Origin of the sequence: Burkholderia territorii, from assembly GCF_001718335.1 — a bacterium.
Classification (GTDB): Bacteria; Pseudomonadota; Gammaproteobacteria; order Burkholderiales; family Burkholderiaceae; genus Burkholderia; species Burkholderia territorii.
On the sequence record NZ_CP013366.1, the window covers coordinates 224,012 to 248,776 of the forward strand.

Below are 24,765 nucleotides of genomic sequence, written 5' to 3' on the forward strand. Positions count from 1 at the left end.
CGCAACGCGGAATTGACACTGCGACACACTCCGCAGGCATACTACGCGTCAGCAGCAACGAAGCGTCATTCTTAAGACTTTGATTTGTTTGCCCGCGGCGTAGCGCCTGATGGCGGCGCCGCCGGCAACGAAGCCAGTCCCTTGGGGGGGAACGTGAAGCTGAAACGCTTGGGCTGGGCCGCCGCGCACGCGACGGCCGCAATGGGTGTGCTGTGGGCCGTCCACGCACAGGCCGAACTGGGCGGCGCGCCGATGTCGCCGCCGGCGGACGATCGCGCCGCCACGGTGCGCGCGCTGCAGCGCGCGATGCGCTCCGCCGACGGCGCGCAGGCGAACGCGGCCGCCTATACCGTGCGCGAGATCACGCTCGGGTCGGGCACCGTCATCCACGAATACACGAGCGCGGCGGGCACCGTGTTCGGCCTCGCGTGGCGCGGGCCGAGCATGCCGGACCTCGAGTCGCTGCTCGGCAGCTATTTCCCGCAGTACACCGCCGGCGTCCAGGTCGCGCATGCGGCGCGCGGCTGGCGCGCGCCCGTGTCCGTCGATACGAGCGGCCTCGTGATCCGCACGGGCGGCCACATGGGCGCCTTCGCGGGCCAGGCATGGCTGCCGACGGCGCTGCCTGCCGGGCTGACCGGCAACGACATCCAGTGACAGCGGGAGAGCGATCTTGCGAATTCCTCGTACCTTCAAGCGCTGGCTCGGCCTGCTGAGCGTCGCGGCCGCGACGGCCATGCTCGTGACCGCCTGCGGCGGCGGCGACGACAACAACGGCGGGGGCGCCAGCAATGGCGGCGGCTCCAGCGTCTCCGACGGCAATACCGCGAACACGGCCGTGATCACGGTCGGCACCGGCGTCGCGCACGTGATCAACATCCCGACCGTCAACGTGAAGATCTGCGTGCCGGGCACGTCGAACTGCCAGGTGGTCAACAACGTGCTGGTCGATACGGCATCGTACGGGCTGCGGCTGGTCAGCAGCGCGCTGTCGTCGGGCGTGTTGAACAACCTGCCGCAAACGACCGCCGGCGGCGCGCCGGTGGCCGAGTGCGGCAAGTTCGTGTCGAGCTTCACGTGGGGCTCCGTGCGGACCGTCGACCTGTCGATCGGCACCGAGCAGGCGAGCTCGCTGCCGGTGCAGATCATCGGCGATCTCGGCACGAGCAACGTGCCGGGTTCGTGCTCGAACAATGGCGCCCGGACGTCGGCCAACACGGCCAGCGACCTCGGCGCGAACGGCATCCTCGGCATCGGGCCGGCGCCGGTTGATTGCGGCACGGCCTGCGCGACCTCGACGTCGGCGACGTCGAACAACTATTACGCATGCCCGAACGGCAATTCCAGCTGCGCGGTGGCGCTGGTGCCGGTCGCGCAGCAGGTGGCCAACCCGGTCCATCGCTTCGCGACCGACAACAACGGCGTGATCGTGCAGATGCCGAACATCTCGAACAGCGGGCAGGGCAGCGCGACGGGCCTGCTCACGTTCGGGATCAATACGCAGAGCAACAACGCGCTCGGCGCGTCGACGGTGCTGACGTCGACGACGACGGGCGACGTCGATGCGACGTTCCTCGGCGGCAGCGTGACCGCGTTCTTCGATACGGGCTCGAACGCGTACTTCTTCAACGATTCGACGCAGAAGGCCTGCTCGACCAACACGCAGTTCTACTGCCCGTCGTCGACGACCACCTATACGGCGACGCTGACCGGCAAGAACGGTGTGTCGGGCGGCGTGTCGATGCCGGTCGCGAATGCCGATGCGCTGTTCGCGAATCCGTCGACGTTCGCGTTCAACGACATCGCCGGCCCGTTCGGCGCGGCCGGCTGGCTCGACATCGGCATGCCGCACTTCTACGGCAAGACGATCTACTTCGGAATGGACCGCACCGGCAGCGGCGGCGCGCAGCCTTACGTCGCGTTCTGATCGCGCCCGAACGGCGGCAGCGGGAAAGGGGGCGAGCGATCGCCCCCTTTTTTTTGCGTGTGCCGTCGGCGACGCACTACGCGCCGGGCGGCCGCAGCGTGCCGGCATAGCGCCTACGATATAAGACCGGCACCGGTGCCGGCACGACATCGAGGAGACAGCGCCATGAGCCAGCGTATTCAACGCATCACGCCGTTTCTGTGGTTCGACCACGACGCCGAGGCGGCCGCCCGCTTCTACGTGTCGGTATTCGATGATGCGCGCATCCTGCACGTCGCCCGCTACGGCAAATCCGGGGCGCAGGCGTCCGGGCAGGCGGAGGGCGCGGTGATGACGGTGTCGTTCGAACTGGACGGGCAGGCGTTTCTCGCGCTGAACGGCGGCCCGGCGTTTCCGCTTACGCCGGCCGTGTCGTTCGTCGTCAACTGCCGCGACCAGCAGGAGATCGACCGTTACTGGGCAGCACTGACCGAAGGCGGCGACGAGCGTGCGCAGCAGTGCGGCTGGCTGCGCGACCGCTTCGGCGTGTCGTGGCAGGTGGTGCCCGTGCAGATGCCCGAGCTGATGGCGGGCGATCCGGCACGCGCCGAACGTGTCATGGCGCAGGTGATGAAGATGAAGAAGCTCGATCTCCACGTGCTCGAGCAGGCGGCGGCAGGCTAGCGCGAGCGGCTGCCGGGCCACGCCGATCTCGACGGGCGCGCGACGCCCGGCGATATTCCCGCCGGCTGGGGTAAATGCGTGCCGAACGATCGATTCGATTATCGATCGTGGCGCGTTTCATGCTGGTGTAATCAAGCTATGGATTATATGGTGCGGCTTTATGCTGGAGTGATGCGATTATAAAAATCGCGTGACGTACCCGCCGGCGAAATGGTCTGCCGCCGCTGAAGCCGCGCCAGTGCTATGAGAGGCCGCATGCGAGCCGGCCGGCGCACGAAAAGAGATGCAATGCCCGGAAATTAAAATTTATAATGCCCGCGTCGTATCCAGGGTCGCCGATATAAAACATGAGGGCAATAAAATGAATTTCACCGAGGCTGTTCGTTCCGCATTCAATCAATACGCGAAATTCGAGGGCCGCGCGCGCCGTGCCGAATACTGGTATTTCGCGCTGCTTACCGGCGTCGTGTCGATCGTCTGCCAGGTGATCACCATGGCGGGGCGCGATGCGAGCGCGCTGTCGCTGCTGCTGCTGATCGTCGCGGCCGTCGTGTCGCTGGCGCTGGTGCTGCCGAGCCTCGCGGTCACCGTCCGCCGCCTGCACGACACGGGCCGCTCGGGCTGGTTCCTGCTGGTCGGGTTCGTTCCGATCGTCGGCGGGATCCTGCTGCTCGTGTGGATGTGCTCGCGCGGCACCAACGGCCCGAACCGTTTCGGCCTCGATCCGATTCCGGCGATCTGAGCGCCGCCCGCCCCCGCGCGCGACGCCGTCGCGCCGGGGGCGGGCCGACGACCGCTTCACGGCTGCGTCGATTCCCCGCTTCACCCGTTCACCCGCTTCACCAGTTCATCCGCTTCACCCGCTTCATCCGCTTCACCGCGCCTTCGTCCGAACGCGGTTCCCGCCGCCTCCCGGCGCGCCGCGCCTGCCCGCGACCGCCCGTCGCACCGGCTCGCCCGATTCTCCGAAATACCCCCCTTTCCCGGCTTTGCTCGACCGATCGGCGTTTGACGCGCGCATGAATAATCGGTGTCACTGGAAAGCGGCATTTCGCCGTACCCGACTGGAGGCCCCGTGGCAGACGAGAGCGATCTCGACAGAACCGAAGCCGCCACTCCGAGGCGCCGTGAGAAGGCGCGCGAGGAGGGGCAGGTCGCGCGTTCGCGCGAACTGGCTTCGTTCGCGCTGCTCGCGGCCGGGTTCTACGGCGCGTGGCTGCTCGCGGGTCCGTCGGGCGCCCATCTGCAGACGATGCTGCGCGGCGCGTTCGCGTTCGACCGCGCGACCGCGTTCGACACGCACCGGATGCTGTCGGCGGCCGGCAGCGCGAGCGTCGAAGGTCTCGCCGCGCTGCTGCCGCTTCTCGCGCTCACCGGGCTGGCGGCGCTGCTCGCGCCGATGGCGCTCGGCGGCTGGCTGATCTCGCAGAAGACCTTCGAGCTCAAATTCGACCGCCTGAACCCGATCGCGGGCCTCGGCCGGATGTTCTCGATCCAGGGGCCGATCCAGCTCGGGATGTCGCTCGCGAAGACGATCGTCGTCGGCGGGATCGGCGGGATCGCGATCTGGCGCAGCAAGGACGAGCTGCTCGGCCTCGCGACCCAGCCGCTCGGCTCGGCGCTGGCCGATGCGATGCACCTGGTCGCCGTGTGCTGCGGCACGACGGTCGCCGGGATGCTGGTGGTCGCCGCGCTCGATGTGCCTTACCAACTCTGGCAGTACAACAAGAAGTTGCGCATGACGAAGGAAGAAGTGAAGCGCGAGCATCGCGAGAACGAAGGCGATCCGCACGTGAAGGGCCGCATCCGCCAGCAGCAGCGCGCGATCGCGCGGCGCCGGATGATGGCCGCCGTGCCGAAGGCCGACGTGGTCGTCACGAACCCGACGCACTTCGCCGTCGCGCTGCAGTACACGGATGGCGAGATGCGCGCGCCGAAGGTCGTCGCGAAGGGCGTGAACCTCGTCGCCGCGCGCATCCGCGAACTCGCGGCCGAGCACAGCGTGCCGCTGCTCGAAGCGCCGCCGCTCGCGCGTGCGCTGTATCACAACGTCGAACTCGAACGCGAGATTCCCGGCTCGCTGTATTCGGCCGTCGCCGAAGTGCTCGCGTGGGTCTATCAGCTGCGGCGGTTCCGTTCGGAAGGCGGTGCCTTCCCGGCCGCGCCGGTCGATCTCGACGTGCCGGCCGAACTCGACAAGGGGTCGTCGGTCGCGGCCGACGACGAGCGCGAGGAAGCCGAAGACACGCTCGGCAAGCAAGGAAACGCAGCATGAGCCCCCCGACCACCGGCCTGTTCGCCAAGCGCCAGAATCCGTTCGCCGGCACCAACCTGCGTGCGCTCGCGGGCCCGATCCTCATCTGCATGATCCTGGGGATGATGATCCTGCCGCTGCCGCCGCTGCTGCTGGATCTGCTGTTCACGTTCAACATCGCGCTGTCGGTGATGGTGCTGCTCGTCAGCATGTACACGATGAAGCCGCTCGACTTCGCGGCGTTCCCGAGCGTGCTGCTGTTCTCGACGCTCCTGCGCCTGTCGCTGAACGTCGCGTCGACGCGCGTCGTGCTGCTCGAAGGCCACACCGGCCCCGACGCGGCCGGCCAGGTGATCGAGGCGTTCGGCCACTTCCTCGTCGGCGGCAACTTCGCGGTCGGCATCGTCGTGTTCGTGATCCTGATGATCATCAACTTCATGGTGATCACGAAGGGCGCGGGGCGGATCGCGGAAGTGTCCGCGCGCTTCACGCTCGACGCGATGCCCGGCAAGCAGATGGCGATCGACGCCGACCTGAACGCCGGCCTCATCAACGAGGAACAGGCGCGCAAGCGGCGCCTCGCCGTATCGCAGGAAGCCGAGTTCTACGGGTCGATGGACGGCGCGTCGAAGTTCGTGCGCGGCGACGCGATCGCCGGCCTGATCATCATGGCGATCAACGTGATCGGCGGGCTGATCGTCGGGATGGTGCAGCACGACATGTCGTTCGCCGCGGCCGGCACCAACTACACGCTGCTGACGATCGGCGACGGTCTCGTCGCGCAGATCCCATCGCTCGTGATCTCGACGGCGGCCGGCGTGATCGTGTCGCGCGTCGCGACCGACGAGGACATCGGCACGCAGATCACCGGCCAGCTGTTCACGAACCCGCGCGTGCTGACGATCACCGGCGCGATCATCGTGCTGATGGGCCTGATCCCGGGCATGCCGCATTTCGCGTTCCTCGCGCTCGGCGGCGGCGCGATCTGGCTGGCCCGCACGCAGACGCGCCGCGCGGCGGCCCGCGCGGCGGCCGGCGACGTGACCGAGATCGCACCGCCCGCCGCGCTGCCGGGCGACGCGCACGAGGCGACCTGGGACGACGTGCAGCTGATCGATCCGCTCGGCCTCGAAGTCGGCTACCGGCTGATTCCGCTCGTCGACAAGAACAGCGACGGCGAACTGCTCAAGCGCATCAAGAGCATCCGCAAGAAATTCGCGCAGGAGATCGGTTTCCTGCCGCCGGTGATCCATATCCGCGACAACCTCGAGCTGCGGCCGAACGCGTACCGGATCGCGCTGAAGGGCGTCGAGATCGGCGCGGGCGAAGTGTTCCCGGGCCAGTGGCTCGCGATCAACCCGGGCCAGGTGACGGCCGCGCTGCCGGGCGCCGCGACGCAGGATCCGGCGTTCGGGCTGCCTGCCGTGTGGATCGACGTCGCGATGCGCGAGCAGGCGCAGGTGTACGGCTACACGGTCGTCGATGCGAGCACGGTCGTCGCGACGCATCTGAACCATCTGGTCGTCCAGCACGCGGCCGAGCTGCTCGGCCGCCAGGAAGTGCAGGCGCTGGTCGAGCGCACCGGCAAGGATGCGCCGTCGCTCGTCGAGGATCTCGTGCCGAAGACGATCTCGCTCACCACGCTGCAGAAAGTGCTGCAGAACCTGCTCGAGGAAGGCGTGCCGATCCGCGACATGCGCACGATCCTCGAGGCCGTGTCCGAACACGCGGGCCGCGGCGACGCGTACGAGATCACCGCCGCGGTGCGGCTGTCGCTCGGCCGCGCGATCACGCAGCAGTGGTATCCGGGCTCGGGCGAGATGCAGGTGATGGGCCTCGATTCGAATCTCGAGCGCGTGCTGTCGCAGGCGCTCGCCACCGGCGCGAACCCGGGCCTCGAGCCCGGCCTCGCGCACAACCTTCTGACCGGCACGCAACAGGCGATGCTGCGTCAACAGAATCTCGGGCTGCCGCCGGTGCTGCTGGTGCAGCACGCGCTGCGCGCGATGCTCGCGCGTTTCCTGCGCCGCAGCCTGCCGCAACTGAAAGTGCTGTCGTATGCCGAAGTGCCGGACACACGCACGATCAAAGTCGTTAACGTCATCGGGGGTTCCGCTTGAACATTCGCAAATTCACCGGCGCGACCAGCCGCGACGCGCTTCGTCTCGTGCGCGAGGCACTGGGTGCCGACGCCGTCGTGCTGTCGAATCGCACGCTCGATGACGGCAGCGTCGAAATCGTCGCACTCGCCGACTCGGATCTCGCTGCGGTCGCACCGCCGGCCGCCGCCCGCGCGCGCACCCTCGCGCCGCGCGCGCCGGAATCCGTGCCGGCAGCGGCCGTCCCGGGTATCGTGTCGCGCCCCGCTGCCGCGCCCGTGCGCCCGGCCGTCAACCCGTATGCGGCGGGCGAAGGCGGCCTGCCCGACGTGTTCTCGTCGGTGTTCGGCGCGAGTGCCGAAGCGACGGAGCCGGCAAGCCGGCAGGCCGCTTTCGACGCCGATGCGCACGCCGCGGACACGGCATCGCCGGCGCCGGCCGGGGCTGCCACTGCCGCCGACGCAGCGGCTGCCGCCGCACCGGCCGCGGCATCCGAACCCGCGCCGTGGCTCGTCGAGCACGCGAAGCGCCTGACCCAGCAGCGCGAAGCGCTGATCGCCCGCGCGCAGGCCGTACCGGCCGCGCCGCCGTCGCCGGCCCGCACGCCGCAGGACGCCGCACCGGCCACGCCGGCCGGCTGGGCGCGCGACATCGTGCGCGACGCCGAACGCCGGATGCCGTCCGCTGCCGCCGCCACGGTTCGCCACGGCGAAGCGGGCGCCGCGAAGCCGGCCGAACGCACGCGCCTGTCCGCGGAAGCGGCCGCCGCGGTGGCCGACGCGGTGAAGACGCGCATCGAGAGCATCGTCAACGACACCGTGATGCACGAGCTCGGCGCGATGCGCGGGATGATGGAGGAGCAGTTCGACAGCCTGATGTGGCACGACCGCCAGCGCCGCAGCCCGGTGCACGGCGCGCTGACCAGACACCTGTTCTCGGCCGGCTTCTCCGCGCAGCTGGTGCGCATGCTGGTCGACAACCTGCCGTCCGGCGACGGCGCGCAGACCTTCGAGCAGGCCGCCGAATGGGCGCAGTCGGTGCTCGCGGCGAACCTGCCGGTGCTCGAGAGCGAAGACGCGCTGATGGAGCGCGGCGGCGTGTTCGCGCTGATGGGCCCGACCGGTGTCGGCAAGACGACCACCACCGCGAAGCTCGCCGCGCGCTGCGTGATGCGCTTCGGCGCGAGCAAGGTCGCGCTCTTGACCACCGACAGCTACCGGATCGGCGGCCACGAGCAGCTGCGCATCTTCGGCAAGATCCTCGGCGTGCCCGTGCACGCGGTGAAGGACGCGGGCGATCTGGAGCTTGCGCTGTCCGAGCTGCGCAACAAGCACATCGTGCTGATCGACACGATCGGCATGAGCCAGCGCGACCGCGCGCTGTCCGACCAGATCGCGATGCTGCACGGCGCGAACGCGCCGGTGCAGCGCCTGTTGCTGCTCAACGCGACGAGCCACGGCGACACGCTCAACGAGGTCGTCCAGGCGTACCGCAGTGCGGCCGAATATCCGGACCTGGCCGGCTGCATCCTGACCAAGCTCGACGAGGCGACCCACCTCGGCGGCGTGCTCGACACGGTGATCCGCTACAAGCTGCCGGTCCACTACGTGTCGACCGGCCAGAAGGTGCCGGAAAACCTGTACGTCGCATCGACCCGCTTCCTGCTGAAAAGCGCGTTCTGTGTGCCGCGCGACGGCTCGCCCTTCGTGCCGCAAGACGAGGACATGCCGACGCTGCTTTCCGCACTGACCGCACGTTCCACCGCCGAGCTGCACGAGGTGCGATTTGGATAAACGGATCATCGACCAGGCCGAAGGGCTGCGGCGCCTGCTCGCCGGGCGCGCGTCGCGCATCGTCGCGGTGACGGGCGGGCCGGTCGGCGTCGGCTGCACGACGACCGTCGTCAACGTCGCGGCCGCGCTGACCGCGCTCGGCAAGGACGTGCTCGTCGTCGACGAGCGCGCCGACGTGCATTCGGCCGCGGCGACGCTCGCGGGCGCGTGGCTGCGCGACGGCGAACGCACGCGCGTCGCCGCGGGCTTCGGCCTGTGCGCGGCTCCGCGCGACGGCTACAGCGATTCGCAACTGAGCGACTTCATCGACGGCCAGGCCGACATCGTGCTGGTCGACGCGCAGCTCGGTGCCGACGGCACGTTCTCCGCGCTCGCGCGCGAGGCGCACGACGTGCTGATCGTCACGCGGGTCGCCGCGCAGGCGATCACCGAAGCTTACGCGTGCATGAAGCGCCTGCATTTCGCGCACGCGGTCGCGCAGTTCCGCGTGCTGACCAATCACGTCGGGAGCCACGCCGACGCCAGGACCGCATTCGACAACCTCGCGGGCGTTGCGAGCCGCTACCTGACGGTGTCGATCGCCGATGCCGGCTGCGTGAGCGCCGATCCGCTCGTCGAGCATGCGCGCGACCTGATGCATACCGCGGTCGACGCGTTCCCGTCGTCGGCCGCCGCACGCGATTACCGGCAGATTGCCGCCGACCTGCTGTACTGGCCGATGCGCCCGCGCCCGGGCGCCGGCCGCGCCGTGCATGCGGGCGGCAAGCCGTCGTACGAGGCGGGTGCGGCACACGCCGCGTGAGCGCCACCGGAAGGAGAGAGCCATGATGTACAACGCTCAAGGAAAGATGACCCAGGCCGACGTGCTCGCGCAATACGCGCCGCTCGTGCGGCGCCTGGGGCTGCAGCTCGTCGCGAAGATGCCGGCGAGCGTCGATCTCGACGACCTGATCCAGGCCGGCATGATCGGCCTGATGGACGCGGCCGGCCGCTACAAGGAAGACCAGGGCGCGCAGTTCGAGACGTACGCGACGCAGCGCATCCGCGGCGCGATGCTCGACGAGCTGCGCAGCAACGACTGGCTGCCGCGCAGCCTGCGCAAGACGTCGCGCGAGGTCGAGTACGCGGTGCATCAGGTCGAGCAGCAGCTCGGCCGCTCCGCGAGCGAGACCGAGATCGCGCAGCACCTGAAGATGCCGCTCGACGAATACCAGGGGATGCTGCAGGACCTGCACGGCAGCCAGCTCATCTATTACGAGGATTTCGATCGCGCGGCCGACGACGAGCCGTTCCTCGACCGCTATCGCGTCGATCACGCCGATCCGTTGTCGTCGCTGCTCGACGAACACCTGCGCGAGGCGCTCGTCGAAGCGATCGAGCGGCTGCCCGAGCGCGAAAAGCTGCTGATGTCGCTGTACTACGAGCGCGGGCTGAACCTGCGCGAGATCGGCGCGGTGCTCGAGGTGAGCGAGTCGCGCGTGTGCCAGCTGCACAGCCAGGCCGTCGCGCGGCTGCGCGCGCGACTGCGCGAACAGGCGTGGGTCGGCGCGGAGAACTGACCCTTTCATGACGCCCGCGCGCGCCGATGCCGCGCGCGGCGCGCATTTCCCGCGCCGATTTGCTACAATCGCTCCCGCTTCCCGAGGAGCGTTGCGACGGACCATCCTGCGTCCGCCAGGCTCGGAAAGCTTCACCAAGCAGCCGCGCGGCACCATGCGCGCCGGCCCGCTTCCTGAACGGCGCTCACGTCACCAATTTCTAGAACTTTTTTAGAAAGGAGGGCGTGATGAACGCCATTATCGATTCCAAGGTTTCCCAGGATTACGTCGTCGCCGACATGGCGCTTGCCGGCTGGGGCCGCAAGGAACTGAACATCGCCGAGACCGAAATGCCGGGCCTCGTGCAGATCCGCGACGAATACAAGGCGCAGCAGCCGCTGAAGGGCGCGCGCATCGCCGGTTCGCTCCACATGACGATCCAGACCGGCGTGCTGATCGAGACGCTGAAGGCGCTCGGCGCGGACGTTCGCTGGGCATCGTGCAACATCTTCTCGACGCAGGACCACGCCGCCGCCGCGATCGTCGAAGCCGGCACGCCGGTGTTCGCGTTCAAGGGCGAGTCGCTCGACGAATACTGGGAGTTCTCGCACCGCATCTTCGAATGGCCGAACGGCGAATTCGCGAACATGATCCTGGACGACGGCGGCGACGCAACACTGCTGCTGATCCTCGGCGCGAAGGCCGAGAAGGACCGTTCGGTGATCGCGAAGCCGACCAACGAGGAAGAAGTCGCGCTCTTCAAGTCGATCGCGAAGCACCTCGACGCCGACCCGACCTGGTACTCGACGCGCCTCGCGCACATCAAGGGCGTGACCGAGGAAACCACGACCGGCGTGCACCGCCTGTACCAGATGGAAAAGGACGGCCGCCTGCCGTTCCCGGCGTTCAACGTCAACGACTCGGTCACGAAGTCGAAGTTCGACAACCTGTACGGCTGCCGCGAGTCGCTCGTCGACGGCATCAAGCGCGCGACCGACGTGATGATCGCGGGCAAGGTCGCGGTCGTCGCGGGCTACGGCGACGTGGGCAAGGGCTGCGCGCAATCGCTGCGCGGCCTCGGCGCGACCGTGTGGGTCACGGAAATCGATCCGATCTGCGCGCTGCAGGCGGCGATGGAAGGCTACCGCGTCGTGACGATGGAATACGCGGCCGACAAGGCCGACATCTTCGTGACGGCGACCGGCAACTACCACGTGATCAACCACGATCACATGAAGGCGATGCGCCACAACGCGATCGTCTGCAACATCGGCCACTTCGACTCGGAAATCGACGTCGCGTCGACCCGCCAGTACCAGTGGGAAAACATCAAGCCGCAGGTCGACCACATCATCTTCCCGGACGGCAAGCGCATCATCCTGCTGGCCGAAGGCCGCCTCGTGAACCTCGGCTGCGCGACCGGCCACCCGTCGTTCGTGATGTCGAACTCGTTCGCGAACCAGACGCTCGCGCAGATCGAACTCTTCACGCGCGGCGACCAGTACGAGAATAAGGTGTACGTGCTGCCGAAGCACCTCGATGAAAAGGTCGCGCGCCTGCACCTCGCGCGCATCGGCGCGAACCTGTCCGTGCTGTCGGACGAGCAGGCCGCGTACATCGGCGTGCAGAAGGACGGCCCGTTCAAGCCGAACCACTACCGCTACTGATGCACCGGCGCCGCCGTGCCGCGTGCGCCCCGCAGCAGCGGGCGTGCGCGGCGCGGCGGCACGGTGCCGGAGCGCCGGCCGTCGCGCGCTGTCCGCCGCCGCGCGGAGCGCGCGGGACGGCCCGCGGCGGCCACTGACCGACCAGATCGACAACCGAACCGGAGCCCTCCATGAGCGTCATCCTCACCTGGGTCATCAACGCCCTCGCGCTGCTGATCATCACGTACCTCGTGCCGTCGATCCACATCAAGAGCTTCGGCACCGCGCTGATCATCGCGGTCGTGCTCGGCCTGATCAACACGGTGATTCGTCCGGTGCTGATCCTGCTGACGCTGCCGGTCACGATCGTCACGCTCGGGGTGTTCATCCTCGTCGTGAACGCGTTGTGCTTCTGGTTCGCGTCGTCGCTGCTGAAGGGTTTCGAGGTGTCGGGCTTCTGGTCGGCGTTCTTCGGTTCGATCCTGTACAGCATCGTGTCGTGGCTGCTGTCCGCGCTGATCTTCGGGCAGCGCGACATCGGCTGACGGCCGTGCCCATTCTTGCGAATCATGAAATCGATCGAACTCTCGTTTGAATTCTTCCCGCCGAAGACGGCGGACGGCGTCGAGAAGCTGCGCGCCACGCGTGCGCAGCTGCTGCCGCTGAAGCCGAAGTTCGTCTCCGTGACGTTCGGCGCCGGCGGCTCGACGCAGCAGGGCACGCTCGATACCGTGCTCGACATGCAGAAGGACGGCCTCGAGGCCGCGCCGCACCTGTCGTGCATCGGCTCGTCGCGCGACAACCTGCGCGCGATCCTCGACCAGTATCGCTCGCACGGCATCCGGCACATCGTCGCGCTGCGCGGCGACCTGCCGTCGGGGATGGGCGAGGTCGGCGAGCTGCGCTATGCGTCCGAGCTCGTCAGCTTCATCCGTGCCGAGCATGGCGACTGGTTCCACATCGAAGTCGCCGGCTATCCGGAATACCACCCGCAATCGCGCTCGCCGAAGGCCGATCTCGAGAACTTCGCGCGCAAGGTGAAAGCCGGCGCGAATTCCGCGATCACGCAGTACTTCTTCAACGCCGACGCGTATTTCCGCTTCGTCGACGACGCGCGCAAGCTGGGGGTGGACGTGCCGATCGTGCCGGGCATCATGCCGATCACGAACTTCTCGCAGCTGATGCGTTTCTCGGAAATGTGCGGCGCGGAAGTGCCGCGCTGGGTCGCGCGCCGGCTCGAGAGCTTCGGCGACGATCGCGACGCGATCCGCGCGTTCGGCGCGGACGTCGTCACGAGCCTGTGCCAGCGCCTGATCGACGCGGGTGTGCCGGGTCTGCACTTCTATACGCTGAACGCGGCGGCCGCGACGCGGACCATCTGCGAACGGCTCACGATGTAAGCGCCATCGCGCGGTTGCATGCGCAAAAGCCTCGCCGGCAAAACCGGCGAGGCTTTTTTTTCGCTTGCGGCGGCCGTGCCGGGTATCAGCGCCGCGCCTGCATCAGCGGCGGGCGGCGGTCGAACCACGGCCGCGCCTGTTCGAGCTGGCGCGCGAGTTTCAGCAACAACGCCTCGTCGGCGTGGCGCGCGACGAACTGCACGCCGATCGGCAGGCCGCGCGCGTTCCAGTAGAGCGGCACCGACATCGCCGGCTGGCCCGTCAGGTTGAACAGCTCGGTGCAGCCCGCCCACGCGAACGCCTGCTCCGACGCCTTCGCGAGCATTTCGCGCAGCAGCGGCTTGACGGGCAGCGCGCCGAGCAGCTTCATCTGCACGGCTTCGAGCGGTGTCGGCCGCAGCTCGCCGATTTTCACCGGCGGCCCCGCGAGCGTCGCGCACAGGATCGCGTCGTAGCGCGACACGAGGCCCGCGACCTGCACGGTGAGCTGGCGCTGCCATTCGAGCACGTCCGGCAGGCGCGCGCGGGCGATGCGCCGGCCGACGACGGCCATCGCCCACGTCGCCGGTTCGAACTCCGCGCGCTTCGGCGTGCGCCCGGTCAGCGCGCGCGCACCGAGCACCATCTCCTCGGCGATCGTCGCCCACAGCGTGAGAAAGGTTTCCGCCGCGCGTGCGTAGTCGATGTTCAGCGTCGCCGGCTCGACGTGATGGCCGAGCGATTCGACGAGCGCGGCCGCGTCGTCGAGCGCCGCGCGCGTGTCGTCGGAGAGCGCCGGCGCGAGCATCGGATCGACGACGAGGCCGATGCGCAGCGGACCGGGCGGTGTGTCGAGCGCGCCCAGAAAGGTGCCGGGCGCACCGGGCGGCAGCGTCTGGCCGGTCGTCACGTCGAGCAGCAGCGCGCTGTCGCGCACGCTGCGCGAAACCGCATGCTGGACGACCAGCTCGCCGTTCGACGGCAGGTCGACCAGCACCGGGTTGCGGCTCGGCTTCAGCCCGAACAGCCCGCAGCACGACGCCGGAATCCGGATCGAGCCGCCGCCGTCGGATGCATGCGCGAGCGGCACGATGCCGGCCGCGACGGCCGCGGCCGCGCCGCCGCTCGAGCCGCCGGGCGTGTGATCGAGGTTCCACGGATTGCGGCACGCGCCGAACAGTTCGGGTTCGGTGTACGGCATCTGCCCGATTTCGGACGTGTTGGTCTTGCCGAACACGTTGAGTCCCGCCGCGCGGCTGCGCGCGATCACCGGCGAATCGTCGGCGGGGACGAAGTAGCGATAGTGGCGGCTGCCCATCGACAACGGCAGCCCGGCGACCGCCGCGCCGAGATCCTTGACGAGATACGGGACGCCGGCGAATGGCGCGTCGGTGCCGGTATCGGCGGCCGATTCCGCCCGCTTGCGCGCATCGTCGTAGTCCTGCAGGACGATCGCGTTGATCGCGCCGTTCACCGCTTCGGCCTGGCCGATCGCGGCGTCGAGCAGTTCGCGCGGGCTCGCGTGGCGCTCGCGCACGAGTGTCGCAAGCCCGATCGCGTCGTGCGCGAGATAGTCCGAGTGCATCGCAGTCACCCCCGGTTGTGACGCGTGGCGATGAAAGGAGGATAACGCGGGCCCGGCGCGCCGGGCCCGCTGCCGGACCGTTACACGTGCTCGGCGAGGAACGTCAGCGTGCGGCCGTGCGCGAGCGCCGACGCGCGCTGATTGTACGACGCGCGATCGGTGCAGTTGAAGCCGTGTTCGGCGCCCGGATACAGATGGAACGACGCGTTCTGGCGGCCCGCGAACGCGGCCTTCACCTGCTCGACGGCGTCGAGCGGAATGCCGTGGTCGTTCTCCGCGTAGTGGAACAGGATCGGCTGCGTGATCTTGCCGGCGAGGTCGAGCGCATTCTGGATGCCGCCGCCGTAATAGGCGACTGCCGCATCGACCTTGGCGGCCGCGGCCGCGCGGTATGCGAGCTGGCCGCCGAAGCAGTAGCCGATCGCGGCCACCTTGCCGGCGACTTCGGGGCGCGCGCGCAACGCGTCGGCGGCCGCGCCGATGTCCGCGACCGCGAGACCGACGTCGGTCTTCTTCATCAGCTCGATGCCCTTGTCGCGATCGGCGCCTTCGTAGGTCAGCTCGACGCGCGGCTGCGTGCGCCAGAACACGTCCGGCGCGAGCGCGACGAAGCCGTCGGCCGCGTATTGGTCCGCGACCGCACGGATGTGCGAGTTCACGCCGAAGATCTCCTGGATGATGATGACGGCGGGGCCCTTGCCGCGCTTGGGCAGCGCGAGATAGCCGCCGAAGGTGTCGTTACCGGTCGGGATGTCGATCCATTGGGCAGTCACGTTGAAACTCCTGGCAAACGGGCGCGCGGCATGCGCGCCGCGGATGGAAAAACGGGCGGCCTAGTGTGCCATCAATCCTGCCGCGCTGCAGCGTGCAAGCGGCGCGCCTGGCGGATGGGCGCGCGTCGACGCCGTGTCGAAGCCGCGTCGCGAACTGCTTCTCGCGCAGCGATCGTTTCGATCTCGATTATTCATTTTTCGGCGACGCGCCGCTTCGATAGAGTCGACGTGCAGGCCTTTACAAAGCGCTTTCGCGCATCGTCATCGAAGGATTCGCCATGTCAGCCCGTGCATTGTCCACTCCGTTTTCCGAACGCTTCGGCTTGCGCCTGCCGCTCGTGCAGGCGCCGATGGTCGGCGCGACCACGGCCGCGATGGTCGCGGCCGCATCCAATGCCGGCGCGCTCGGCAGTCTCGGCGCCGGCGCGTTCGAGCCGGATCGACTCGCGGCCGAAGTCGCGGCGATTCGCGCGGCGACCTCGCGTCCGTTCGCCGTGAACCTGTTCGTGTTGTCCGAGGCCGCGCCCGACGCGGCGACCGTCGCACGCGCGCTCGCCGCGATCGATCCGTTGAACGCGACGCTCGGGTTGCCGCCCGGCACCGCGCCCGCGCGCTACGCGCCCGATTTCCGCGCGCAATTCGACGCGCTCGTCGCGCTGCGCGTGCCGGTCGCGAGCTTCACGTTCGGCGTGCTCGATGCGGCCGACGTCGCGCGCCTGAAGGCCGCCGGCACCTACGTAATCGGCACCGCGACGCACGTCGCCGAAGGGCTCGCGTGGCAGGCGGCCGGCGCCGACGCGTTGTCCGCGCAGGGCGCCGAAGCCGGCGGCCATCGCGGTACCTTCATCGGCTCCGCCGACGATGCGCTGATTGGCACGTTCGCGCTGGTGCCGCAGCTCGTCGATGCCACGGGGCTGCCCGTGCTCGCCGCCGGCGGCATCATGGACGGCCGCGGGATCGCCGCCGCGCTCGCACTCGGCGCGCAGGCCGCACAGCTCGGCACCGCGTTCATCACGTGTGCGGAAAGCGCGAGCGCGGCGGACTGGAAAGCGCGGTTGCGCGAGAGCGCCGATACGTCGACGCGGGTCACGCGCGCGATCACGGGCCGCCATGCGCGCGGACTGCGCAACACGTTGATGATGCGGCTCGGCGAACGCGCGGCCGACGTCGCGCCGTATCCGGTGCAGAACGCGCTGACCCAGCCGCTGCGCCAGGCCGCTGCGCGCGCGAACGACGGCGACTACCTGTCGCTGTGGGCCGGGCAGGGCGCACCGCTCGCGCGGCGGCGCGCGGCCGCGCTGACGACGTCGCAACTCGTCGACGCGCTCGACGCCGAATGGCGTGCAATGGCCGCCTGAGCGGTTCGCATCGAAGCGAGAAACGCGCGTGTTGTCACGCGCGTTTCATTCAATGATCCCGCGCACAAAATACCGAATCGAAATGACGCGGAATGATTTGAATCAACCTTTCATCCGGCCGTCGGAAATTAGCGGAAACCCTTATCTGGCGGGCCTTGCAGCGATATCCGAGTGTTCATTCCAATGCGCCCGTATCGGTAGTGTTACCACTACCCCAAAAAAGTCCCACAAATTAATTTGATCACCTACACTTGCGCGCAAGTACGGGCGGGCGGCCGCTACAAGCGGCTGTTTCCCTACGTGCTTGAGGCCAAGTGCATAAACGATGCAACCGGCGAATCGTCCAGTGAATGCAAACACAGGGATGGCAGCGGGGCACCGGGCGATGGCGTTTATTGGGACCGAAACTGGAGACTTACATGAATATCAAGATGCAAAAGCTGTTGCCGATCACCGCAGCGGCGATGCTGTGTGCTGCAGCTGCAAGCAACGCGTCCGCCGATCAAGTCGTCAAGATCGGCCACGTCGCGCCGTTGACGGGCGGCATTGCACACCTGGGCAAGGACAACGAAAACGGCGCGCGTCTCGCAGTCGAGGAAATCAACGCGAAGGGTCTCACGGTCGGCGGCCAGAAGATCACGCTGCAACTCGACCCGCAGGATGACGCGGCCGACCCGCGGCAGGCCACGCAGGTTGCGCAGAAGCTCGTCGACGACAAGGTCGTCGCGGTGGTCGGCCACCTGAACTCGGGCACGTCGATCCCGGCTTCGAAGATCTACAGCGATGCGGGCATCGTGCAGATCTCGCCGTCGGCGACCAACCCGGCCTACACGCAGCAAGGCTTCAAGACCACGTACCGCGTGGTCGCGACGGACGCGCAGCAAGGCCCGGCACTGGCCGACTACGCGCATTCGAAGGGCATCAAGAGCGTTGCGGTGGTCGACGATTCGACCGCTTACGGCCAGGGTCTCGCGAACGAATTCGAGAAGAAGGCCAAGGCGCTCGGCCTGAAGGTGATGTCGCACGACGCGACCAACGACAAGGCTGTCGACTTCCGCGCGATCCTGACGAAGATCAAGGGCGAGAACCCGGACGCGATCATGTACGGCGGCATGGACGCCACCGGCGGCCCGTTCGCGAAACAGGCGAAGCAGCTCGGCCTGCGCGCGAAGATCTTCGCGGGCGACGGCGTGTGCACGGAGAAGCTGGCCGACCTGGCCGGCGACGCGACCGACAACATCGTGTGCTCGGAAGCCGGTGCTTCGCTCGAGAAGATGCCGGGCGGCGCAGCGTTCAAGGCCAAGTACGAGAAGCGTTTCGGCCAGCCGATCCAGATCTACGCACCGTTCACGTATGACGCCGTGTACATCATCGCCGACGCGATGAAGCGCGCGAACTCGACCGACCCGGCGAAGATCCTCGCGGCGATGCCGGCAACGAAGTACACGGGCGTGATCGGCACGACGACCTTCGACTCGAAGGGCGACCTGCAGCACGGCGTGATTTCGCTGTACAACTACAAGAGCGGCAAGAAGACGCTGCTCGACGAAGTGAAGATGTAAGCTGAAAAGCGGTCGACAGAGGGGTGAAGGCGCGCCTGCGGCAACGCAGGCGCGCCTTTCTTTTTGGCGATCTCGCAGCGGGCGGTGCGGCTGCCGCGCGCTCAGATCTTCAGGTGCGCGAGCACCTTCGGCGCGACGGCCGCGACGAGTGCCGCGCACAGCGCGACGACCGACAGGCCGACGGTGAGGTTCACGGCCTGGGCGACGGCGCCGATCACGACCGGACCGAACAGCAGTCCGAAGTACGCCAGCCCGGCCACGTGCGCGAGACCTTCGGCCGCGTGGATGCCCTTCACGCGCGCGGCGGCGGCGAACAGCACGGGCATCATGTTCGCAAGGCCGAGGCCCATCAGCGTGAAGCCCGTCAGCACGGCGATCGGGTTCGGCAGCAGCAGCGCGCCGATCATCCCGGCGCACGCGAGCGACGCGCTCGCGAACACGAGCTGCGGCGCGCCGAAACGCGCGCGCACCGCGTCGCCCGCGAATCGCGCGACGGCCATTCCGCCGGAGAATGCGGCATACGCGGCGCTCGCGAGCGCGGGGCTCGCCGCGACGACGTCGCGCATGTAGACCGTCGCCCAGTCGTACATCGCACCTTCGGCGATCAGCGCGATCAGTGCGATGCCGCCGAGCATCCAGAGCGCGGGCGAGCGCCAGCGGTTGCCGCCGCCGTGCGCGTGTTCGTGATGCGGGACGTGCGGCAGCACGGCCGGGCTCGCGGCGAGCAGCACCGCCGCGCTGACGGCCGCCGCCAGCGCGAGATGCACGGCCGGCGCCATCCCGGCCGACAGCAACGCGCCGCCGGCCGCGGCTCCCGACATCCCGCCGATACTGAACATCCCGTGCAGCGACGACATGATCGGCTTGCCGAGCGCGATCTCGACCGCGCTCGCCTCCGCGTTCATCGCAACGTCGAGCGTCGCCATCGAGAAGCCGAACAGCGCGAGCACGACGAGCAGCATCCAGTAATCGGGCACGACGAGGATCAGCGCCGCGCATGCGGACATCACGAGCCCGCCCGCGAGGCACGCGGTGCGCGAGCCGACGCGCGCGATCCAGCGCGCGATCGTCAGCATCGCGGCGATCGAGCCGCCCGCGACCGCGAACAGCGCGATCGACAACAGGCCCGGGCTCAAGGCGAACCGGTCGCGCACGGTCGGCACGTGCACGCCCCACGACGCGTACATCATGCCGGCGATGAAGAACAGTGCCATCGTGGCCGTGCGTGCGCGCTGGCGGACCGGCAAGGCCAGCATGCGATGCGCGTCGGGCGGCGCGGCGAAGTCGGACGAGGATCGGGAGGAGGTTTCGGACACGGAGCGCTCTTGAATGGACGATGCGCGGGCGCGTCGCGCCCGTCGGATGGGTCCGATTCTATCGAACCGCTTACGATCTTGCCGGCGCACTGGCCATCCGGCCGATGCCCGACGCGCCGCCGCCGCGAGTAACATCGATGCGCAGGCGGCGTGCCCGAAACGTTCCAGCGCGGCGCGTCATCGCCACCGTTGCCGCCCAGGCTTTCCGACCGCAGGAGTCACCGTGAACATCGATCCCGTCCTTGCCGTGCATCTGCTGCACCGCTGCGCGCTCGGCACGCTCGCGACCCACGCGCGCGATCCGCAAGGCTTTCCGTATCCGACCGTCGTACCGTTCGCGCCCGATGCGAATCATCGCCCCGTGATTCTCGTGAGCGGCCTGGCCGAGCACACGCGCAACCTGATCGCCGATCCGCGCGCGGGATTCCTCGTCGTCGACGCGCCGGACGGCGACGTGCTGAACGCCGAGCGCGCGACGCTGCTCGGCCGCTTCGTGCCGCTCGGCGACGATCCGCATGTCGCCGCGCGTTACACGCGCTACGAACCCGATGCCGCGCGCTACCTGGCGCTCGGCGATTTCACGTTCTGGGCGCTCGACATCGAGCGGCTGCGCTATATCGGCGGATTCGGCCGGATGGGCTGGGTAGACGGCACCGGCCTCGATGCGCTGGCGCCGCTCTCGTTCGACGACGAACGGGCGTTGTGGAACGCGTACGACTCGAGCGATGCGCGCCGCGACGGGCTCGAGTTGCTCGGCGTCGATCGCCACGGCGCCGACTGGCGTTGCGACGGCCGCCGCGTGCGCACGCCGTTCGAGCCGATGCCGGCCGACGCCGGCGCGCTGCGCGAGCGATTGATGGCGAGCGCGCGGAATGTCACATGACGTCGCCGATAAGATTTTGTCCGTCGCGCGTCCCGCGCTGTGCGATTTTTGCAAACTTGTCGTCGTATGAAAGCTTTGATTTTCGCTATGCAGGGTAATTGCGTAGATTGATAGGCCGATTACCGGATCGGTAATGTCCTAATCTCTATGCAAGCACGAGAAAATTTGAGAAAAGGCCGTGGCCGGTCAAAATGACATGTTTGAATCACAATCGGCCTCGGGATTTTCATGAATCTCGCTTCTATCAAATCTTTTTTGTGCTAATCTCTGCCTTCGAAAATCCGAGGCACAAATATTCATGAATGGTGAGCCGGCTGCAGACCGGTGCCATTGGTCATATAGAAAGGGAAACTATGTCTTCTTACAAGGACCTGCTGGCCCAGCGGGAGAAGCTGGAGAAGCAAATCGAAGAAGCGAAGTCGCGCGAATACGCCGAAGTGCTGAATGACGTGAAGCAGAAAATTGCCGACTACGGCTTTTCGCTCGCCGAACTCGGCCTCAGCCGCGCGAAGGCAGGCAAGGTCGGTCGTCCGCGCGCAGGCGTGGCCGCCAAATACCGCGATCCGGAAACGGGCGCGACGTGGTCGGGCCGCGGCAAGCCGCCGCGCTGGATCGCAGGCAAGAACCGCGAACAGTTTGCGATTTAAACGATCGTTTAAGTCGACGCCTCAAAAAGAGCCGCGCATCCGTCAAGGAGCGCGGCTCTTTGCATTTCGACACCTGAATGTATGCTTTTTGTCATGAAAACGTCATCAGCGGGGCGTGAATGAAAATACGACCGGTTCGCATAAGCGGTTGATTTGAATGGAAAATTTTGTGTTACTGGAATATCGGACGGACGTCGTTTGATAGAATTCCGTATCCCAACCGATATCTCGTATTTCATGTCTACGTTTTCCGACGACGCGCAAAGCGCGGATAAGCACGCGGTCGCGCGCAAGAGCACCCTCGTCAGTATTGTGCTGAATGTGGTGCTTGCGACGTTTCAGATCGTCGTCGGCGTGGTTGCGCATTCGCAGGCATTGATCGCCGATGGCATCCATTCGATTTCCGATTTGATCTCGGATTTTGTCGTACTGGTGGCGAATCGCCATAGCGGTGCGTCGCCGGATGCCGATCACAATTACGGACACAGCCGCTACGAGACCGTCGCTTCGCTGTTTCTCGGCGCGATCCTGATCGCGGTCGGCATCGGCATGCTCTGGCGGGCCGGCGACCGTCTCGTGAATCTCGAAAACATCCCGGCCGTCCATTTTTCCGCGTTGATCGTCGCGCTGACCGTGCTCGTGTCGAAAGAGGCGCTGTTCCGCTACATGCTGCGCGAGGCGCGGCGCGTGCGTTCGGCGATGCTGGTCGCGAACGCGTGGCATGCGCGCTCCGACGCCGCTTCGTCGCTCGTCGTCGCGATCGGCATCGTCGGCAGTCTCGCGGGCGTGCGTCTGCTCGACCCGATCGCCGCGGCGATCGTCGGTTTCATGGTTGCCCGCATGGGCTGGACGTTCGGTTACGACGCGCTTCAGGATCTGTCCGATCGCGCGCTCGACACCGCCGACACGGCCGAGATCCGCGCGCTGCTCGCGGCGACGCCGGGCGTGCGCGACGTGCACGACCTGCGCACGCGCAAGATGGGCGATGCGGCGCTCGTCGACGCGCACATCCTCGTCGATCCGATGATCTCCGTGTCCGAAGGCCATTACATCGCGGAAAGCGCACGTGCGCGCGTGCTGCGCGACCCGCGCGTGCTCGACGCGCTGATCCACGTCGACCCGGAGAACGACACGGCGCGCCGTCCGGCGCTCGCGCTGCCGCCGCGCGCGGAGATCGCCGCGCGGCTCGAGGCCGCGCTCGCGCAACGCGGGCTGCACCCGGCCGCGATCAACCTGCACTACCTGAGCACCGGGCTCGAGATCGATGTGACGCTCGACGCCGGCCCCGACGATACCGACGCGGCGCTGGCCGGCCGGCTCGACGTCGACACGCTGAAGCGGCAGTTCGGCGCGCGTCGGATCGGCTTCACGCGCGGGCTGCCCGCGCAGGCCTGAGCGGCGCCCGCGAGTGCGATCGCGAGCCGCGCGTTACAGCGGCAGTTGCGTGTCGAACTTGATTTCGCGCAGCACGACGCTCGTGCGCACCTGCGACACGGCCGGGATCTTGAAGATCCGTTCGTGCAGGAAGACGTCGTAGGCCTTGATGTCGGGCGCGACGATCTTGAGGATGTAATCGGCCTCGCCCGTCGTGCTGTAACACTCGGTGACTTCCGGGCAGGTCGCGATCTCGCGCTCGAATTGCTCGACGCCGCCTTCGTTGTGGCGGGTCAGGTGCACGTGCGCGAGCGCGCACACGTGCAGGCCGAGCTTCTCGCGATCGAGCAGCGCGGTGTAGCGCTGGATCACGCCGGACTGTTCCATGTCCTTGATGCGGCGCCAGCACGGCGTGCTCGACAGGCCGACCTGGTCGGAGATTTCCTGCACGGAACGGCGCGCGTCGAGCTGCAACAGGCGAAGGATTTTTTGCGAAAAGGAATCGAGCGTCACCTGCGCCTCCATGCGGCAGCTACAACACGCTGAATGTTAGAGGGCCGGGAAAGGAAAGGCAATCTGGCGGCGCGTCGCTGAGCGAGATTCGCTAATTTGCACGCGGATCCGTGGGATTTTGTCCCGCCCCTGCCTGCTCCGACCGATCGGTGTCGCCCACCGCGAGGCCCGCGAGCGCGGCCTGCTGGCGGCGCAGGTCGGCGAGCATGTTGCAGAACAGCGCGCCTTGCTCGATCGCGTCGTCGAGCGCGACGTGCGTGTGCGGATGATCGTCGAACCAGTGCTTCGGAAAGCGCGGCTTGATCGCCTTGCGGTACGGCAGGCCCGTCATCGCGAACGCGAGCGTCTTGATGTCGAGCGCCGACCACGAGAACGGGCAGCGTCCGGCGAAACGCATCATGTACCAGAACATGAACGTGAAATCGAAGCCGGCCGGCATCGCGACGAACACCGGCTTGCCGGGCAGCGCCTCGACCCACTCGACGTACGCGACGAGCGCGGCCTCGGGCGCCTGCAGGTCGCGCCGGCACGCGGCCCAGGCTTCCGGTTCCGTCTTCCACCACGCTTCCTGCACCGGATGGGCCTGCGCGCCCGGCAGCGTCTCGAGATTCGCCGAGAACGTCGCGATCAGCTGCTTGTCCTCGGTATAGGCGGCCGACGCGAAGCTCAGCATCGAATGCGGGCCGGGAATCGGGCCGTCGGCCTCGACGTCGGTGCTGACATAGATTTCGGGGATGGCGGTCTGGTTCATCCGAACACCTTGTCGGACACGAATGGATTCGTGCGGCGCTCGTCGCCGAAGGTCGACACCGGGCCGTGGCCCGGCACGAACGTCACGTCGTCGCCGAGCGGCCACAGCTTCTCCTTGATCGAGCGCACGAGGTCCGCGTGATTGCCGCGCGGGAAATCGGTGCGGCCGATCGAGCCGGCGAACAGCACGTCGCCGACGATCGCGACACGATGGGCGCGGCTGAAGAACACGACGTGGCCGGGCGTGTGGCCCGGGCAGTGATAGACCTCGAGCGTCTCGTCGCCGAACTGCACGGTGTCGCCGTCGTTCAGCCAATGGTCGGGCTCGAACGCCTCGGCGGCCGGGAAGCCGAAGCGCTGGCTCTGCATCGGCAGTTGCTCGATCCAGAACCGCTCGTCTTCCTGCGGTCCGACGATCGGCACGCCGTAGTGCGTCGCGAGCGCCTTCGCGCCCGCGCAGTGATCGACGTGGCCGTGCGTGAGCAGCACCTTCTCGACCTGCACGTTCTGCCGCGCGATCTCCTGTTCGATCCGTTCGATGTCGCCGCCCGGATCGACGACGGCGGCGCGACCGGTCTTTTCGCAGACGAGCAGCGAGCAGTTCTGCTGGAACGGCGTGACCGGAATGAGCGTGACTTTCATGGAGGCACCGGCGGCTAAAAGGACCGATTGTACCGGTCGCGCGGGCTGCCTGCCGGTGCAGCG

The 24,765-nt window shown here is 67.7% G+C and carries 23 protein-coding genes and 1 riboswitch; of the genes, 17 read left to right on the forward strand and 6 right to left on the reverse strand.

Annotated elements, in window-relative coordinates; translation table 11 throughout:
• The first annotated feature begins 153 nt into the window (after positions 1–153).
• The 12 genes from WS51_RS11725 (at position 154) to metF (ending at position 13,320) form a co-directional block, all read left to right on the forward strand.
• Entirely contained in the window at positions 154–657 is a 504-nt protein-coding gene (locus tag WS51_RS11725; RefSeq protein WP_059505484.1) for a DUF2844 domain-containing protein, read from the forward strand.
• Between the two features lie 16 nt (positions 658–673).
• The gene (locus WS51_RS11730; RefSeq protein ID WP_069229238.1) at positions 674–1,927 is read left to right on the forward strand and encodes a DUF3443 domain-containing protein; all 1,254 of its coding nucleotides are present in this window, start codon (positions 674–676) and stop codon (positions 1,925–1,927) included.
• Between the two features lie 165 nt (positions 1,928–2,092).
• Positions 2,093–2,590, forward strand: coding sequence for a VOC family protein (locus WS51_RS11735; RefSeq protein WP_059539844.1), 498 nt, complete (start codon positions 2,093–2,095; stop codon positions 2,588–2,590).
• Positions 2,591–2,951: 361 nt separating this feature from the next.
• Positions 2,952–3,332, forward strand: coding sequence for a DUF805 domain-containing protein (locus tag WS51_RS11740; protein ID WP_059452636.1), 381 nt, complete (start codon positions 2,952–2,954; stop codon positions 3,330–3,332).
• A 333-nt stretch (positions 3,333–3,665) separates the two neighbouring features.
• A complete protein-coding gene (flhB, locus tag WS51_RS11745) occupies positions 3,666–4,865 on the forward strand; it encodes a flagellar biosynthesis protein FlhB (protein WP_069229239.1) in 1,200 nt (399 codons plus the stop codon).
• On the forward strand, positions 4,862–6,964 hold the full coding sequence (flhA, locus tag WS51_RS11750; protein ID WP_069229240.1) for a flagellar biosynthesis protein FlhA: 2,103 nt from the start codon (positions 4,862–4,864) through the stop codon (positions 6,962–6,964). Before flhB ends, flhA begins: the two co-directional genes overlap by 4 nt.
• Positions 6,961–8,736, forward strand: a complete 1,776-nt coding sequence (gene flhF, locus WS51_RS11755) for a flagellar biosynthesis protein FlhF (RefSeq protein WP_069229241.1) — start codon at positions 6,961–6,963, stop codon at positions 8,734–8,736. The genes flhA and flhF overlap by 4 nt, the downstream gene beginning before the upstream one ends.
• Positions 8,729–9,538 (forward strand): MinD/ParA family ATP-binding protein, encoded by an 810-nt coding sequence (locus WS51_RS11760; RefSeq protein WP_059505476.1) that lies wholly within the window; start codon positions 8,729–8,731, stop codon positions 9,536–9,538. Before flhF ends, WS51_RS11760 begins: the two co-directional genes overlap by 8 nt.
• Positions 9,539–9,560: 22 nt before the next feature.
• Positions 9,561–10,295: an RNA polymerase sigma factor FliA gene (locus WS51_RS11765; RefSeq protein WP_059452641.1), complete on the forward strand. Its 735-nt coding sequence runs from the start codon at positions 9,561–9,563 to the stop codon at positions 10,293–10,295.
• Positions 10,296–10,372: 77 nt separating this feature from the next.
• Positions 10,373–10,488: riboswitch (S-adenosyl-L-homocysteine riboswitch) on the forward strand.
• A 34-nt stretch (positions 10,489–10,522) separates the two neighbouring features.
• A complete protein-coding gene (gene ahcY / locus WS51_RS11770; RefSeq protein ID WP_059452642.1) occupies positions 10,523–11,941 on the forward strand; it encodes an adenosylhomocysteinase in 1,419 nt (472 codons plus the stop codon).
• 170 nt (positions 11,942–12,111) lie between these two features.
• The gene (locus WS51_RS11775; protein ID WP_006477367.1) at positions 12,112–12,465 is read left to right on the forward strand and encodes a phage holin family protein; all 354 of its coding nucleotides are present in this window, start codon (positions 12,112–12,114) and stop codon (positions 12,463–12,465) included.
• Between the two features lie 24 nt (positions 12,466–12,489).
• On the forward strand, positions 12,490–13,320 hold the full coding sequence (metF, locus tag WS51_RS11780) for a methylenetetrahydrofolate reductase [NAD(P)H] (RefSeq protein WP_059465093.1): 831 nt from the start codon (positions 12,490–12,492) through the stop codon (positions 13,318–13,320).
• Between the two features lie 85 nt (positions 13,321–13,405).
• On the opposite strand, the gene WS51_RS11785 is transcribed toward metF, so the two are convergent.
• Positions 13,406–14,884 carry an amidase gene (locus WS51_RS11785; protein ID WP_059771993.1) on the reverse strand — a complete coding sequence of 493 codons (1,479 nt, stop codon included), beginning with the start codon at positions 14,882–14,884 and terminating at the stop codon, positions 13,406–13,408.
• Between the two features lie 80 nt (positions 14,885–14,964).
• Positions 14,965–15,657 carry a dienelactone hydrolase family protein gene (locus WS51_RS11790; RefSeq protein ID WP_059505470.1) on the reverse strand — a complete coding sequence of 231 codons (693 nt, stop codon included), beginning with the start codon at positions 15,655–15,657 and terminating at the stop codon, positions 14,965–14,967.
• Between the two features lie 278 nt (positions 15,658–15,935).
• Between WS51_RS11790 and WS51_RS11795 the strand changes: the two genes are divergently transcribed.
• Both WS51_RS11795 and WS51_RS11800 read left to right on the forward strand, forming a co-directional pair.
• Positions 15,936–17,015, forward strand: a complete 1,080-nt coding sequence (locus tag WS51_RS11795) for an NAD(P)H-dependent flavin oxidoreductase (protein WP_069229242.1) — start codon at positions 15,936–15,938, stop codon at positions 17,013–17,015.
• Between the two features lie 419 nt (positions 17,016–17,434).
• Positions 17,435–18,577, forward strand: coding sequence for a branched-chain amino acid ABC transporter substrate-binding protein (locus WS51_RS11800; RefSeq protein WP_059546474.1), 1,143 nt, complete (start codon positions 17,435–17,437; stop codon positions 18,575–18,577).
• A gap of 101 nt (positions 18,578–18,678) precedes the next feature.
• Here the strand turns inward: WS51_RS11800 and WS51_RS11805 are convergent, their stop codons facing one another.
• Entirely contained in the window at positions 18,679–19,893 is a 1,215-nt protein-coding gene (locus WS51_RS11805) for an MFS transporter (protein WP_059505466.1), read from the reverse strand.
• A gap of 223 nt (positions 19,894–20,116) precedes the next feature.
• Between WS51_RS11805 and WS51_RS11810 the strand changes: the two genes are divergently transcribed.
• The 3 genes from WS51_RS11810 to WS51_RS11820 all read left to right on the forward strand — a co-directional run bounded on the left by WS51_RS11810 (position 20,117) and on the right by WS51_RS11820 (position 22,818).
• Positions 20,117–20,776 carry a HugZ family pyridoxamine 5'-phosphate oxidase gene (locus tag WS51_RS11810; RefSeq protein ID WP_059505464.1) on the forward strand — a complete coding sequence of 220 codons (660 nt, stop codon included), beginning with the start codon at positions 20,117–20,119 and terminating at the stop codon, positions 20,774–20,776.
• Between the two features lie 353 nt (positions 20,777–21,129).
• Complete coding sequence (locus WS51_RS11815; protein ID WP_006491875.1) at positions 21,130–21,423, forward strand: H-NS histone family protein; 294 nt, start codon at positions 21,130–21,132, stop codon at positions 21,421–21,423.
• Positions 21,424–21,660: 237 nt separating this feature from the next.
• Positions 21,661–22,818: a cation diffusion facilitator family transporter gene (locus WS51_RS11820; RefSeq protein WP_069229243.1), complete on the forward strand. Its 1,158-nt coding sequence runs from the start codon at positions 21,661–21,663 to the stop codon at positions 22,816–22,818.
• Positions 22,819–22,851: 33 nt separating this feature from the next.
• Here WS51_RS11820 and WS51_RS11825 read toward each other — a convergent pair whose 3' ends face one another.
• The 3 genes from WS51_RS11825 to WS51_RS11835 form a co-directional block, all read right to left on the reverse strand.
• Positions 22,852–23,322: an Lrp/AsnC family transcriptional regulator gene (locus WS51_RS11825; protein WP_006477376.1), complete on the reverse strand. Its 471-nt coding sequence runs from the start codon at positions 23,320–23,322 to the stop codon at positions 22,852–22,854.
• Positions 23,323–23,401: 79 nt separating this feature from the next.
• Positions 23,402–24,061 carry a 3'-5' exonuclease family protein gene (locus WS51_RS11830; RefSeq protein ID WP_059452651.1) on the reverse strand — a complete coding sequence of 220 codons (660 nt, stop codon included), beginning with the start codon at positions 24,059–24,061 and terminating at the stop codon, positions 23,402–23,404.
• Positions 24,058–24,702, reverse strand: a complete 645-nt coding sequence (locus WS51_RS11835; protein WP_059452652.1) for an MBL fold metallo-hydrolase — start codon at positions 24,700–24,702, stop codon at positions 24,058–24,060. Before WS51_RS11835 ends, WS51_RS11830 begins: the two co-directional genes overlap by 4 nt.
• Positions 24,703–24,765: the final 63 nt, after the last annotated feature.

Coding starts and splice junctions, on each gene's coding strand:
- WS51_RS11735 (WP_059539844.1), top strand. CDS start 2,093: ATGAGCCAGCGTATTCAACGCATCACGCCGTTTCTGTGGTTCGACCAC.
- WS51_RS11740 (WP_059452636.1), top strand. CDS start 2,952: ATGAATTTCACCGAGGCTGTTCGTTCCGCATTCAATCAATACGCGAAA.
- flhA (WP_069229240.1), top strand. CDS start 4,862: ATGAGCCCCCCGACCACCGGCCTGTTCGCCAAGCGCCAGAATCCGTTC.
- WS51_RS11765 (WP_059452641.1), top strand. CDS start 9,561: ATGATGTACAACGCTCAAGGAAAGATGACCCAGGCCGACGTGCTCGCG.
- ahcY (WP_059452642.1), top strand. CDS start 10,523: ATGAACGCCATTATCGATTCCAAGGTTTCCCAGGATTACGTCGTCGCC.
- WS51_RS11775 (WP_006477367.1), top strand. CDS start 12,112: ATGAGCGTCATCCTCACCTGGGTCATCAACGCCCTCGCGCTGCTGATC.
- metF (WP_059465093.1), top strand. CDS start 12,490: ATGAAATCGATCGAACTCTCGTTTGAATTCTTCCCGCCGAAGACGGCG.
- WS51_RS11785 (WP_059771993.1), bottom strand. CDS start 14,884: ATGCACTCGGACTATCTCGCGCACGACGCGATCGGGCTTGCGACACTC.
- WS51_RS11795 (WP_069229242.1), top strand. CDS start 15,936: ATGTCAGCCCGTGCATTGTCCACTCCGTTTTCCGAACGCTTCGGCTTG.
- WS51_RS11800 (WP_059546474.1), top strand. CDS start 17,435: ATGAATATCAAGATGCAAAAGCTGTTGCCGATCACCGCAGCGGCGATG.
- WS51_RS11815 (WP_006491875.1), top strand. CDS start 21,130: ATGTCTTCTTACAAGGACCTGCTGGCCCAGCGGGAGAAGCTGGAGAAG.
- WS51_RS11820 (WP_069229243.1), top strand. CDS start 21,661: ATGTCTACGTTTTCCGACGACGCGCAAAGCGCGGATAAGCACGCGGTC.
- WS51_RS11825 (WP_006477376.1), bottom strand. CDS start 23,322: ATGGAGGCGCAGGTGACGCTCGATTCCTTTTCGCAAAAAATCCTTCGC.
- WS51_RS11830 (WP_059452651.1), bottom strand. CDS start 24,061: ATGAACCAGACCGCCATCCCCGAAATCTATGTCAGCACCGACGTCGAG.
- WS51_RS11835 (WP_059452652.1), bottom strand. CDS start 24,702: ATGAAAGTCACGCTCATTCCGGTCACGCCGTTCCAGCAGAACTGCTCG.